Origin of the sequence: Sphingobacterium siyangense, from assembly GCF_023277505.1 — a bacterium.
In the GTDB taxonomy this organism is placed as follows: Bacteria; Bacteroidota; Bacteroidia; order Sphingobacteriales; family Sphingobacteriaceae; genus Sphingobacterium; species Sphingobacterium siyangense.
This window is the reverse complement of sequence record NZ_CP080574.1, coordinates 4,397,835-4,411,533: the sequence shown is the minus strand read 5'-3', so window position 1 is coordinate 4,411,533 and position 13,699 is coordinate 4,397,835. Positions and strand designations below refer to the sequence as shown.

At 39.5% G+C, this 13,699-nt stretch carries 9 protein-coding genes; all 9 read left to right on the top strand.

Annotated elements, in window-relative coordinates:
* The first annotated feature begins 106 nt into the window (after nucleotides 1-106).
* Nucleotides 107-1,093: a helix-turn-helix transcriptional regulator gene (locus tag K2F45_RS18615; RefSeq protein ID WP_248932028.1), complete on the top strand. Its 987-nt coding sequence runs from the start codon at nucleotides 107-109 to the stop codon at nucleotides 1,091-1,093.
* A gap of 175 nt (nucleotides 1,094-1,268) precedes the next feature.
* The gene (locus tag K2F45_RS18610; RefSeq protein ID WP_248932027.1) at nucleotides 1,269-2,078 is read left to right on the top strand and encodes a siderophore-interacting protein; all 810 of its coding nucleotides are present in this window, start codon (nucleotides 1,269-1,271) and stop codon (nucleotides 2,076-2,078) included.
* Nucleotides 2,079-2,093: 15 nt separating this feature from the next.
* Complete coding sequence (locus K2F45_RS18605; protein WP_248932026.1) at nucleotides 2,094-3,443, top strand: MATE family efflux transporter; 1,350 nt, start codon at nucleotides 2,094-2,096, stop codon at nucleotides 3,441-3,443.
* 118 nt (nucleotides 3,444-3,561) lie between these two features.
* On the top strand, nucleotides 3,562-6,783 hold the full coding sequence (locus K2F45_RS18600) for a SusC/RagA family TonB-linked outer membrane protein (protein WP_248932025.1): 3,222 nt from the start codon (nucleotides 3,562-3,564) through the stop codon (nucleotides 6,781-6,783).
* A gap of 12 nt (nucleotides 6,784-6,795) precedes the next feature.
* Complete coding sequence (locus K2F45_RS18595) at nucleotides 6,796-8,289, top strand: SusD/RagB family nutrient-binding outer membrane lipoprotein (RefSeq protein ID WP_248932024.1); 1,494 nt, start codon at nucleotides 6,796-6,798, stop codon at nucleotides 8,287-8,289.
* Entirely contained in the window at nucleotides 8,289-10,751 is a 2,463-nt protein-coding gene (locus tag K2F45_RS18590) for a phosphocholine-specific phospholipase C (protein ID WP_248932023.1), read from the top strand. The genes K2F45_RS18595 and K2F45_RS18590 overlap by 1 nt, the downstream gene beginning before the upstream one ends.
* 146 nt (nucleotides 10,752-10,897) lie before the next feature.
* A complete protein-coding gene (locus K2F45_RS18585; RefSeq protein ID WP_227550161.1) occupies nucleotides 10,898-11,662 on the top strand; it encodes a response regulator transcription factor in 765 nt (254 codons plus the stop codon).
* A gap of 10 nt (nucleotides 11,663-11,672) precedes the next feature.
* Nucleotides 11,673-13,031: a HAMP domain-containing sensor histidine kinase gene (locus K2F45_RS18580; RefSeq protein WP_248932022.1), complete on the top strand. Its 1,359-nt coding sequence runs from the start codon at nucleotides 11,673-11,675 to the stop codon at nucleotides 13,029-13,031.
* Nucleotides 13,032-13,156: 125 nt separating this feature from the next.
* Nucleotides 13,157-13,639: a hypothetical protein gene (locus K2F45_RS18575; RefSeq protein ID WP_115050498.1), complete on the top strand. Its 483-nt coding sequence runs from the start codon at nucleotides 13,157-13,159 to the stop codon at nucleotides 13,637-13,639.
* Nucleotides 13,640-13,699 lie beyond the last annotated feature (60 nt).

The window sequence follows — 13,699 nt, the reverse complement described above, 5'->3', positions numbered from 1 at the left end:
TATGGCGTCTGCATAAAGGAGTAAAATGTCCGTCGAAGGGAATATTTTTGTTAAGGTATATTGCCTAATGTGCGTAGGACTATTTGAATCCTAAAAGGAATTAAAAATGGCACTAAGATTATATGATATTGATTCACCCAGTTTATTATTGGAGCGGACTTACCCAAGTACCTGCTTTTCTGTCGACACGGGAATTTATGAATCTGTAACACATTTAGATACTACATTCGGAAAAGGTTTTTATAAGGAGGTTTTCTTCGATGGTATTCATATTGGTTACGGTCATGCGCAGTTATTTAAACGGATGCGGTTTCGTTTTGAAAGTGATTTTGAAACAGTTGAAATGCACTTTGCCTTAAAAGGCAATAGTCAGGCGAGCGGCGAAATGATGCCCTCAGGTGTAAATTTCGAGACCTACCAGCATAATATTATTTACGGAAATTCAATGTGTGGTCAGATGGAGTGGGGGAATCAGGAATTTCAGTTATGTGAAATAAACTTATCGCCCGAATTTTTTAAAAGATTCCTGCCCGAAGATTCTAAATTCTTTGCAGATTTTCGGAATGCCATTGACTGTGGTAAATCGGGGTTGCTGACCGATATGCATAGACGGATTACTCACGATATGCATGAAATTATCGACGATATAATCAATTGTCAACGAAAGGGAATTTTTAAGAAAATTTTCCTGGAAGCAAAGATTATGGAGCTCTTGCTTCTTCAATTGGAACAGTTTCAGGAGGAGGATTTTGTAGCAGTTTCGTTAAAAAAAGCCGATATCGATAAGATATATGCCGTTCGTGAGTTTCTTTTAAAAAATATGGACACCAATAGTACACTGGTCAATCTCGCGCATCTGGTGGGTACCAATGAATTCACATTGAAAAAAGGTTTTAAGGAGCTCTTTGGTATGACTGTTTTTGGTTTTTGGCATGACGCAAAAATGGAACATGCCAAGAAACTGATCTTAGATGAAGATCGAACGATCGGTGAAGTTTCTGATTTGGTTGGTTACAAAAATCAACGCCATTTTTCGGACGCCTTTAAACGTAAATTTGGAATCCCACCGAGTAAGCTAAAAAATACCTTGTGATGTGGAATAGCTTTTTTCACACTTTACGGACCTTTTATTCCTTCTTACGGAAGTTTTAATAGCGCATGAATCGGGTTTGATAAAAGTCGAATAATTACCTTTGTTTAGAAAGATTCTTAATAGAAATCTTTTGATCAAATATGTATGTAATTAGAAAATCATGGGAAAAACTGAAATGAAAGTAATACAGCTCGCCCTGACTGTAAGTAGAAAAGAATACCTGACGCCACATTATATTCGTGTTTATTTGACTGGTGATGGTGTAGATCAAATCGCTAATACGACCGTCGGGGTCAATAACAAGATCTTGATTCCGCCAAAGCATGTAGATCGCATTTATTTTCCAGAATTTGATTATGAACGAGGGCATTGGAAGCCGATGGATGAAGCGATTAGGCCAACAGTTCGAACTTATACACATCGCGGTATCAACCTTGAAAGAAATGAGGTATGGATTGATTTCGTTGCCCATGGTGATGAGGGGCCAGCTTCCGCTTGGGCTATTGCTGCAAAACCTGGTGATGTGCTCGGGATTCTGATGAAAGCAGGGAAGACGTCTCTATATGAAGTTGTAGCTAACTATCTCCTTGTTGGTGATGCAACTGCAATTCCTGTTCTGGGGGCAATCTTAGAAGATTTGCCACCTTCGGCAAAGGGAATCTGTATGATTGAAGTACATGGTAGCGAAGATATACAGCAATTGAAGACTAAGGCTGCTATTGATTTTATTTGGTTACATAATGATACGCCACAGGAAGGGAGCCTTTTGGCGGATTTGGTGAAGGTCAGATCCTTGCCCGTAGCGGATAAATTTGCTTATGTAGCTGCTGAATTTTCGACAGTTAAGGAGATTCGCAATTATTTGCGTAAGGATCTCGGTTGGGGAAGAGAGGAGCTTTATGCTTATTCGTATTGGAAAGCTGGAGTTGCTGAAGATAAATCTGCTACAGATCGCCGTAGTGAGAGTGAAGAAATCCAGGCCTAACGTTTATGATAGGTTATGGAGAAACAGAAACAACTGATCTTAAACGGTAAGTTAAGTAGAGTGATGTGGCAGATGTCGTGGCCTGCCGTGATTGCAATGGTCCTGTATGGTCTGAACAATTTTCTGGATGGTATTTTTGTTGGTCATCTGATTAACAATACAGCGTTGGCAGCTGTCGGTGTAACCTATCCTTTAGCCCAATTTGCACAAGGTTTTGGTACTCTGATCGGAACAGGTATGGGGGCGGCAATTAGTATTTGGATAGGTGGGGATCAACAGGAGAAATTACATAGGTCATTTGGTACGGTGCATTTTTTGACTATTATTTTCTCTCTTATAATTACGCTCCCTTGCTATGCATTTGCCGACAAATTGGTCTACATGATGGGCGGTAGAGGTGAGATATTGGCTCTTGGGGTGGATTACTTTCGAACAACCATATTGGGTAGTTTTTTCTGGATTTATGGTTTGGCCCTCAACATGATTATTCGTGCAGAGGGTCTTATGAAAACTGCGGCCTGGATGATTGCAATTGGATTGCTTGTTGATGTCTTACTTAAACCGGTTTTTATAGAACACTTTGGTTGGGGTGTATCAGGGGCAGCTTGGGCAACCAATATATCGATGATCATCTACACATTTTTAGGTGTATGGTATTACGCCGGGGGAAAGGCTTCGTTCAAAACAAAGTTTTGGTCTTTATCTTGGGATTTATCGATTTTAAAAGAAACGCTTTCATTAGGAATGCCCGGGTTTATTATGATGGTCATGATTGTAATCCAGAATATTGTTGTCTTCAACGCATTGGCCAATTACGGAAATGATATGGATATTACGTTTTTTACGGCGGTCAATCGGCTTTATATTTTATTAAATACCCCACTATGGGGGCTTATGCGGGCTTTGCAGCCTGTAACGGGGATGAACTATGGTGCTGGGCAGTATACGAGAAGTATCAATTCGTACCGTTTATTTGCCATTACTGGGCTGCTGATTCTGCTTCCGTTCTGGTTGCTGGTGATGCTTCATCCCGTTGCTGTGATATCGATACTGATACCAGAAGCGATTTTTTCAATACAGCAGCTAATGGATTTCAGAATTTACATGAGTGTTTTATTGGTTCTTCCATTTATTTTTATGGCGATGGTGTGGTTTCCTTCCATTGATCATGCCAAGCCTGCGACTTTTATCAGTGTATTGCGACAGGTTGTATTTTATATTCCTATCTTAATTATTGCGCCAAAATATTTTGGTGTACACAGCATTTACGTAGCGAGCGCGGCGATAGATTGGATTATTTTCATTATAGTCATCTATGCGGTTCGACGAAGCACGCGGAAGCTCAATATGCAAGTTGATGTATAAGACATTGCAGCGCGAACGATGTTAATGTTAAGTTAAGCAATCTTTAAGATTGCATTGTTAATATACTACTCATCTTCTAGTAATATAGGTTTCATTTTTTTGGGCAAAATTCAAAATAATGAAACCTATTAAACTACCTCAATTTAGGAAAACAGCTCAGGTGACCTTAGCTATTGCATTGCTGAATGCGGCACATGTCGATAGCGTATGGGCAAACTTTGCGAATGAAACTACCAAGCTCGAAATTGCCGATCAAGCTATTATTAAAGGGATTGTTAAGGATCAGGACGGCAAACCTATTGACGGCGGCACGATCATCAATGAAACCAGCAAACAGAGTACGCGTACAGAGTTTAATGGTAAATTCAATCTGAAAGGTCAGGTTGGCGACCAAATCCGTGTTTCTTCTTTAGGATATAAAACAGCTACAATAACTGCTACAGATGGGGATCTTGTAGTGGTTTTGGAAAAAGATGATTCAAAGTTGGATGAGGTTGTTGTCACGGCAATTGGTATCAAGCAACAAAAGAAGCAAATTGGTTACGCTACCCAAGAAGTTAAATTAGACGTACTTAAAGAGTCTAAAACAATGAATATTGGTACAGCGCTAACGGGACAAGTATCTGGTCTGATCGTTAATAATCCAACGGGGATTTTTCAGGCACCATCTTTTCAATTGCGTGGTAAGACCCCACTTATTGTCGTAGATGGTATTCCTGTAGAATCTGATTTTTATGACATGTCCAGTCAAAACATTGAGAATATCAATGTACTGAAAGGAACAGCCGCTTCATCTTTATATGGATCACGCGGTAAAAATGGCGCGATCTTAATTACAACCAAAAGTGCAAAAAGTGATAGGCTGGAGTTTTCGGTTGGAACCAGTAATATGTTTTCTGCAGGATTTACGGTTTTTCCTGAATCGCAGAAGGAGTTTGGAAGTGGATCCAACGGTAAGTATGAGTTTTGGGATGGTGCTGATGGAGGTATTTCAGATGGAGATATGACATGGGGACCCAAATTGAACTCCGGAATAAAGGTTGCACAATGGAACAGTCCGATTCGTGATAAGCAAACTGGTGAAGTTATTCCTTGGTGGGGTGATGTGAGTGGAACCAAGTATAATGATAAGTCACGTTACGAAAGAGTGCCGATTGATTGGGTCGCACATAACAATTTAGAGGATTTCCTTGGAACTGGACTGATTACCGAAAATAATGCGACATTATCGTATCGTTCGGAAAAGGTAAGCATATTTGGAACAGGGAAATATGCCTATCAAAAAGGTCAGGTGCCCAATACAAAGCTTTCTACAGGTGGGTTAAATTTGAATACCTCTTACCGTTTTACTCCTGAGGTACAATTAGATCTTAACTTATCCTATAATAAAGTGAAATCTCCAAATTATCCAAGGTATGGATATGGGCCTAAAAATCATATGTATACGATTCTGTTGTGGATGGGAAATGATGTAAATGGACAGGAATTAAAGGATCACCTCTATATTCCGGGACAGGAAGGCTATCGTCAAGCTAACTATAACTATGCTTGGTACAACAACCCTTACTTTGCAGCTAATGAGTTGAACCAAGTATACGATCAGGATATTTTGGCCGGGCAGACTGCTTTAACTTGGCGTATTTCACCTGAATTTACCATCAAAGGTCGAGCTGCAGCAAGACAAAAAAATCTATTCCAGGACATGCAAAGTCCTAAGTCTTACATGAATTATGGCGATTCACGGAATGGGGATTATAAAAACTGGGATAGCAAGCAGCTCAATTTTGATGCGGACGTCTTAGCAACTTATATTAAGCAGTTGTCTGATAATTTCGGTGTAACCGTTAATGCGGGATCTTCCACTTTCAAAAGAGATTATCGTGAGCTTTATCAAACTACAGATGGTTTAGTTGTACCATTTGTCTATAACTTAGGCAATACCCAAGGCCCAGTTAAGGCAACAAATACAACAACTGAAAAAATAATCCGAAGTGCTTATGCGTCGGTAAATTTAAATGTGTTTAAGTCGACCTATCTGAATTTCTCAGGAAGAAATGACTGGTCATCCACATTATCAAAGGCAAATCAGTCATTCTTTTATCCATCGGTTTCACTAAGTAGTGTTATCTCCGATTATTTTAAACTGCCAGCGCAAATTGACTTTGTTAAATTGTACAGTTCCTGGGCATCGGTATCTTCTGATCTGGATCCTTATAGCATTGCCGCGACTTATAAAAAAGATGTTACCTATGGTTCGACGCCATCAGTAACCTATCCTGCAGGTATTATTAATCCTGATATCCTTCCGCAGCAGTCCATTTCCTTAGAAATTGGTGCATCTATGGCTTTCTTTAAAAATAGGCTTTCAGCTGATGTAACGTACTATAATGTTGTTGATAAAAATCAGATTATCGATTTGAGTATTTCTCAAGCATCCGCTTTTACTTCGCGTAAAATAAATGGAAATAAATACCGTACAAAAGGATTAGAGATTTCTTTGACAGGGAATATAATTAAAAATGAACAATTTTCGTGGACGTCTACTGTAAACTGGTCTCGTGCAATTCAGCGTTTGGAAGAAATTTATAATAACCAAGCGAAATACGGTAATCTTAAAAAAGGCGATCGTGCAGACAGCTATTATGGTACTGTTTGGGAAAAATCGGCTGATGGTAAGGTTATCTTGAATCCGAATACGGGCATGCCGACCAAAAATCCATTTCCACAGTATTTAGGATACTTTCAACCGGACTGGCAATTTGGTTTTGCAAACCAGTTTAAATTTAAGGGATTTCAGGTAAATCTTGATTTCGACGGATCTATTGGCGGCGTGATGAATTCGACAACCATAGAAAAAATGTGGTGGGGTGGAAAGCATCCTTCTTCGGTCTTATATCGTCAGGAACAATATGATGCTGGAAAACCAGTTTTTGTGCCAGATGGGGTGATCGTAACAGGAGGTGAGCTTACCCGCGACGTGAACGGTAATATTACTTCAGATACCCGAACGTATACAAGTAATACAAAAGCTGTTGATTGGCAGGCTTGGAGCCAAAATTATCCTTACCAGGCCAGAGTTACAGAGTCTGAAAGTAAACTGTTTGCCAATGTATTTGATCGATCATTTGTAAAACTACGTAGACTGTCGGTAGGTTATGATGTCAATAAGGTGTTTAAATTAAAACAGCTTACGGCCTTAAATGCATCACTATTTGGCTATAATTTGGCTATGTGGAAGAAAGTACCTTATATCGATCCTGATTTTGGTGTTGGAAACGATGGAAACTTACAAGATCCTTCCACACGATATATCGGTTTTTCTCTAGATTTTAAGTTTTAATAAAGTAGTACGATGAAGTTATTTAATAAACATATATTTCTTGGATTATTTTCTCTTTCAATCATGACTTCTTGTCAGAAATTGACTGAAGTAAATGTTAATCCAAATGAAGCGACAACAACCCACCCGCAAGCTTTATTGACGAAGGTAGAATGGGATGCTTTTCGGACCTGGCACGGTACCTCACCACTATATGCCTTGAAAATGATTGTGCAAACGGATGGTGAAAATGCGAATCAAATTTATAATTGGCAACGAGGAAGCTTTGAGCAATATGGTAATCTTCGCAATATTACCAAGATGACCGAAGAAGCTGAACGTATTGGCGCTGAAAGTTATTTGGCATTAGCAAAATTTTTCCGTGCGTATTATTTTTATAATCTTACCTTAACGTTTGGTGATGTCCCTTATTCAGAAGCAGCAAAGGGTGAAAATTCGGCAATTTTTGCGCCGAAATACGATACACAGAAAGACGTTTTGGTGGGTGTATTGAAGGAGCTCGAGGAAGCAAGTATTATTCTGAAGAAGAACAATAACACCATAAATGGGGATATTATTTATGGTGGAAATAGTAGCAATTGGAACAAGTTAGTCAATTCATTTCGCCTAAAAGTGCTATTGACACTCTCGAAGAAAACGACTGATCTTCCATTTAGTGCAGCAACAGAATTTTCAAAAATATTTACCAATGAGTCCAGAATCACTGATGTTAGTGGTGCTGAAGATGGGCAACTCATCTTTTTGAATCAAGAGGGTAATCGCTATCCTGAATTTAACTCTAGCGGTTATGGATCGGGAATGTATATGGATTCCACTTTTATCCAACGATTGCAGGACCTGAAAGATCCGCGGTTATTTGCCGTCGCTACACAAACAAGACTGGGTAAAGAAGCGGGTAAAGCGATTAATGACTTTACGGCTTATGAAGGCGGTGATCCGATTGTTCCTTATGCACAGGTGAATGCAAAAGCCGTATTAGGTAAATTATCGAAAGTCCACGAACGATTTTATCAAGATCCCACAGCTGAGCCATTGGTCTTCTTGGGCTGTTCGGAGATGCAGTTTATTTTGGCTGAAGCCATTTTGAAAGGTTGGATAACGGGCGATCTCAATGCAACGTATACCAAAGGAGTACAGGCATCGTTCAAATTTTATGAAAAGTATGCGAAAAATTTGGGAACTTATACAAATGAAGCACAAGCGGCCAAATATCTTGAACAAAATTCGGTAAGTCTTGACGGAGCTAGCTCCAATGAGCAAAAGCTCGAACGTATCTTGATGCAGAAATACCTGCGCTCATTTCATCAGGGGGGATACTCGGCTTATTTTGATCATTTGCGCACGGGATATCCGAGTTTCCGTAAATCGGCGAATGTGAAAACAGCCTATCGCTGGATGTATCCTCAAGATGAGTACAATAATAATACGGCGAATGTATCTGATGCGATCAAATCACAATTTGGCGGAAATGACAATATTAATTTACAGACTTGGTGGTTAAAATAATGGATTCAAGGAGGGTATTTTTAAAAAAAGCAGCCATGCTGGCAGGGAGTACAGTCGCTATAAACTGGCTGCCTGAATCAATACAAAAAGCCTTGGCGATTGAAGCTCCAAAAGGATCAACTTTTTTGGATGCCGAACATGTTGTCTTTTTGATGCAGGAAAACAGATCGTTTGACCATTGTTTTGGAACTTTGAAGGGCGTACGTGGCTTTAACGATCCCCGCGCGATGAAATTGCCGAATGGCCTACCTGTATGGATACAAGGAAATAAGGAAGGTGCATATTTTGCACCTTTCCATTTAGATATCGTCAATAGTAAATCGACTTGGATGGGGTCGCTTCCGCATGGTTGGCGTGATATGGTTGCTGCTCGTCATGACGGGAAAATGGATAATTGGTTGGAAGCAAAGAGCTCTGGCAATGCAGAATATAAGGCCATGCCTTTAACAATGGGTTATTATAACCGTGCAGATATTCCTTTTTATTATGCTTTTGCAGATGCATTTACGGTTTGTGACCAGCATTTTTGTTCTTCACTGACGGGAACGAGCGCTAATCGATCGTATTTTTGGACTGGTACAGTGCGCGAAGAACCCCGTAACCCCGAATCTGTTGCGCATGTAGACAATGGTCAGATCAATTACAAGGATGTCAAATGGAAAACCTATCCTGAACGACTGCAAAAAGCAGGGGTCTCGTGGAAAGTTTATCAAAATGAACTAAGTTTACCAGTAGGCTTTAAAGGAGAAGAGGAAGATTGGTTGGCCAATTTTACAGATAACAACCTGGAGTTTCACCAACAGTATGGTGTAAGATATCATTTGGCACATTATCAGTGGATGAAAGAACGGGTAAAAGAGCTGCATAAATTTTTGGAAACAAATCCAAAAGAAGAATTGCTGCACAAAGCCAAAGCGGAATTGGAGGATTTGAAAAGAGATGTCATTCATTATACCCCTGAGAATTTTGAAAAGCTATCCCAGTTCGAAAAAGAGATCCATCACAATGCATTTGTGACTAATCTAGCTGATCCCAACTTTCACAAACTTGATAAATTAAGTTATAAAGAAGGTGGAAAGCGGCAGGAAGTTGAGGTGCCTGCCGGAGATGTTTTTTATCAGTTTAGAAAAGATGTTGAAGATCGCCAATTACCTACAGTGTCGTGGTTAGTGGCACCTTGTCGTTTCTCGGATCATCCGGGCTCACCTTGGTATGGGGCGTGGTACGTATCCGAAGTCCTCGATATATTGACCAAAGACCCTGAGGTTTGGAAAAAGACTATTTTCATCTTAACTTATGACGAAAATGATGGATATTTTGATCATATCGCTCCTTTTGTTCCGCCGTTGAGCACGAACAAAGATCAGGGTGCCGTGTCAGAAATCGACACTTCGGATGAGTATGTTACGCTAGAACAGGAGCGAAAAAGGAGAAATAGTAATCATGTAAGTTTTGAAAGTCCTATTGGTTTGGGCTATCGAGTACCAATGGTGATAGCTTCACCCTGGTCTAAGGGAGGTTGGGTCAATTCCGAAGTTTTTGACCACACCTCCTGTCTTCAATTTTTAGAACATTTTTTGGAGAAGAAAACGGGTAAGGTGATACGGGAAGAAAACATCAGTCAATGGCGAAGAATGGTTTGTGGCGACTTAACAACGTCTTTTCGTCCTGTAGATAACATTTCCAAAACAAGGCTTAATCCGGTAGACAGAGACGGGTATGTTGAACGTATATTCTCCGCCAGGAATAAAAAGCTCCCAACAGATTTTGTGAAAATCGACAGCCAAAAACTGGAGGAAATCAAATCGACAGGTCAGTATCATGCAGCTATGCAGATGCAAGAGCAGGGATGGAAGGATGCTTGTGCTTTACCTTATGAATTGCAGCTAAAAGTACAGCATACACCAACGATGCTTTCCATCAGCTCAACCTTGGAAAGAAGGCTCAATACAGCTAAAGCGGGAGCGGGTCTGCCTTATTATGTTATTTCCTATGTGGCGTATGATGGCCATGCGGCGGGTAAAATTTGGAATTTTACGGTACGGGAAGGAGATCAATTAGCGTATGAATGGGAACTCGATAAAATTGTAGGAGAGTACATATCATTTGCATTGCATGGCCCTAATGGTTTCTATCGTACGATTGAAGGCGCAAAGTCACATATTCCAGCTATTGATGTGTATACGAAAGTAGTCGCTGGAAAGCCTATTCTTTGTGTACAATCAGAGTCGCTAAATTGGGATTTACTTCTTAAAGACTGTTCCTATGATCTTTTCCATGCGAAGGCAATGCGCAAGGATGATCCTGCTTTGGTTGAAATCGATTGCAGCAAGAGTGAAGGTTGGTATGATATCGAAATAACGTGTTCCGAAGATCATGCGGTCAAATTCCGTTATGCTGGACATATAGAGACTGGTAAATCAAGTAAGACGGATCCGTTAATGGGTAAAGTAAAATTATAGCTGAACCAATTAAATACTAGGACGAAAGCGCTGTTTCACGATCGATGAACACAGCGCTTTTGCTTTTGCAAAATAGAGCAAGATTCTTTTTGTGTGGATTCGGGCAAAAATGGGATTTGTGTCTCTTGAGTCAAAACGTTATTTTTATGGTTTGGATCGTAGTTCATTACAGAGAACTACACATCATGACGAATATGGAGGAGCAAAAAATTATTTTGGTTGAAGATGAACAGGATGTTGCTGATTTGATCGTACAAGGCTTAGGAGAGGATGGCTATAGGGTCATTCATCTGGGGCGTTCGGAAGGTCTGGAACAGCTTTTGGCGAAGCAAGATGTCTCTCTTGTGCTATTGGACATTCTTTTGCCGGGAACCAATGGCCTGGATATTTGTAAGCAGATCAGACAGTGGGGGTATACCGATTTACCTGTTATGATGCTGACTGCACTTGGTACTCCAGAAAATGTGGTGCTCGGACTCGATAATGGTGCCGATGACTATCTTTCCAAGCCCTTTAAGCTAATTGAATTGAAGGCTCGGATACGTTCGTTAATCCGCAGGCAACAGTCTATCGTACAGGCAACACAACGTGAGTTACAGCCCTCGAAAGACACATTTAGTTATGGTTTTCTAAGTATCGATGATTATAAAAAAATAGCCTACTGTGAGGGGCAGGAACTCAATCTGACAAGTACAGAGTATCGTTTACTCTTATTGTTTATTCAGAGCCCCAAAAAGGTATTTGAGAGAACGGAGCTTTTGGATAAAATATGGGGAATAAATTTCGATATTGGATCAAATGTTGTCGATGTTTATGTGAATTATTTGAGAAAAAAGATTGAAAAAATAACAAGCAAAAAAGCGATCCATACGGTTATTGGTATGGGATATGTTCTAAAAATAGAAGACTGAATATTTAAAAATGCACAATTATAATCGAAAGCTTATTTATCTCATTGCAATTCTGGTCATTTATGTGAGTTGTTTTGTTGGCTTTATTTTTTATTCCGTTACGAATTTTGCTTTTACAGATTTTTATAAACGGCTGGATCTGCGGCGAAATATTGCTGCGGAAAAATTTCTGAATAGTAAATCCGCCTCCCAGGCCGATCAGTGGAGCCTTGATTTTATAGAAAATCTCAATAATCAGCATGAATTTTTAGTTGAATTTGATAGCAATGGTACTATTTTAAGAAGCCAGGGATTTCATCAAGAACTATGGGATAAAATCAATAAAAAGGGAAGCTCAAATTTCAAGTCGGGTAATCAATTCTATTCAACGAAATATTTTTCGCAAAATGGTCGAAAGTATATTGTAGGCGCTTCCGCTGAAAATTACTTTTATACACACCATTTGGCCTACCTTCGTAATCTGCTTATTATAAGTCTGATTTTGGGGATTCTCTTTATATTCGTTGTTTCGGTTTTTATGAAACGTTCGTTCTTAAAGCCAATATTAACCATGATGAAAGAGGTGCAAGAGATTGGTTCGGAAAATCTCTATAAGCGATTGGATGAGGATAAATATAAAGGTGAGCTTCATGGTCTGTCACTCACATTTAATCGGATGTTGACGCGCTTAGAAACTTCTTTCGAAACACAAAAGAACTTTATCAGCAATGCATCACATGAGTTAAATACGCCATTGACATCCATCATAGGACAGGCCGATCTTGCTTTATCCAAAGAACGAACAACAGCGGAGTACCAACGAACATTATTTAAGATCATTGAGTCGGCAGAGCATTTGGAAAAGAAAACAAAAGCACTTTTACTGTTGGCGCGTACAGGTTTTGTGAATAATGCGACCGCATTTAGCCCCGTTCGTATTGATCAGATCGTGATGGACGCCGAGTTGACTGTAAAGGCCATCAATGATAAATTTAAGATTATCACAGATTTCAGCCTTTTACCAGATGATAGTATGCGACTTAAGGTGAATGGAAATGCAATTTTGTTACAGCTTGCGCTATCTAATATTATCAGTAATGCCTGTAAGTATTCATCCGATAGAACCGCTTATATTGCTTTAGGAGCATTGGACAATAAAGTGTTTATTTTAATAAAAGACAAAGGTATAGGAATACCCTCCCGCGAATTGGATCATATCTACGATCCTTATTTTAGAGCGTCCAACACGAGCGGCATTGATGGTTATGGTATTGGACTTCCTTTGGCCAGAAATATTATTAAGTTGCATGGTGGCACATTGAAGGTCAATTCTATTGTGAGTGAAGGCACTACGGTAGAAATTGAACTACCCACTTACCTTCGGTTTTAATGTGGTTTTAATTTCAACTACATTTCTAATCTCATTTTAATCCTGTTGCTCGCTTTCTAATGGAAAGCTAATTTTAGATTCATTCCGTTGCCATATGTGCGTTTTAACTTTGCTAAAAAAAAAGCATGGCTAAAACAACGCGTATATTAATACCTAGTGATTTTACAGTTGACTCACTCCGTTTTGTGCGTCAAAGTATTGAAGAGTCAGTGGCTGATTCTATCGATATTATCCTTGTGTATGGCAATAAAAGCAGCACTTCTGCGAGTGAATTACTCGGAATTGGATTGGAAGATCAATTGGAAACACTTCAATCTGAATCTTTTTTAAAAGCCTGTAGCGGAATCTATCAGCGCTATAAAAACCGTAAGCTCAGTATTTTTGCAGATATTTTGGGTACCGATAACAGTCATTATTTGCAGCATTACCTCAAAGGACAGTCTGTAAATGAGGTCATCATACCACGTGATTATACCTATAAAAAGAAAACACGCAATTTTTTTAATGTCGCTAGTGCACTCCGTAAAGTCGAGAGTCAAATTCCTTCTACAATTTCATTTAAGGAACAACCAGGTATCAGAAACAGAGAGATCGGACTAATTGAATGATCGATCGGAGTTTTTACCATTGTTTTTAGCTGAAATTCATCATTTATAACTTATCTTCTA

What these genes read in the sequence shown, in the direction of transcription:
- K2F45_RS18580 (WP_248932022.1), top strand. Translation starts at nt 11,673, where the DNA reads ATGCACAATTATAATCGAAAGCTTATTTATCTCATTGCAATTCTGGTC.
- K2F45_RS18595 (WP_248932024.1), top strand. Translation starts at nt 6,796, where the DNA reads ATGAAGTTATTTAATAAACATATATTTCTTGGATTATTTTCTCTTTCA.
- K2F45_RS18610 (WP_248932027.1), top strand. Translation starts at nt 1,269, where the DNA reads ATGAAAGTAATACAGCTCGCCCTGACTGTAAGTAGAAAAGAATACCTG.
- K2F45_RS18605 (WP_248932026.1), top strand. Translation starts at nt 2,094, where the DNA reads ATGGAGAAACAGAAACAACTGATCTTAAACGGTAAGTTAAGTAGAGTG.
- K2F45_RS18585 (WP_227550161.1), top strand. Translation starts at nt 10,898, where the DNA reads ATGGTTTGGATCGTAGTTCATTACAGAGAACTACACATCATGACGAAT.
- K2F45_RS18615 (WP_248932028.1), top strand. Translation starts at nt 107, where the DNA reads ATGGCACTAAGATTATATGATATTGATTCACCCAGTTTATTATTGGAG.
- K2F45_RS18590 (WP_248932023.1), top strand. Translation starts at nt 8,289, where the DNA reads ATGGATTCAAGGAGGGTATTTTTAAAAAAAGCAGCCATGCTGGCAGGG.
- K2F45_RS18600 (WP_248932025.1), top strand. Translation starts at nt 3,562, where the DNA reads ATGAAACCTATTAAACTACCTCAATTTAGGAAAACAGCTCAGGTGACC.
- K2F45_RS18575 (WP_115050498.1), top strand. Translation starts at nt 13,157, where the DNA reads ATGGCTAAAACAACGCGTATATTAATACCTAGTGATTTTACAGTTGAC.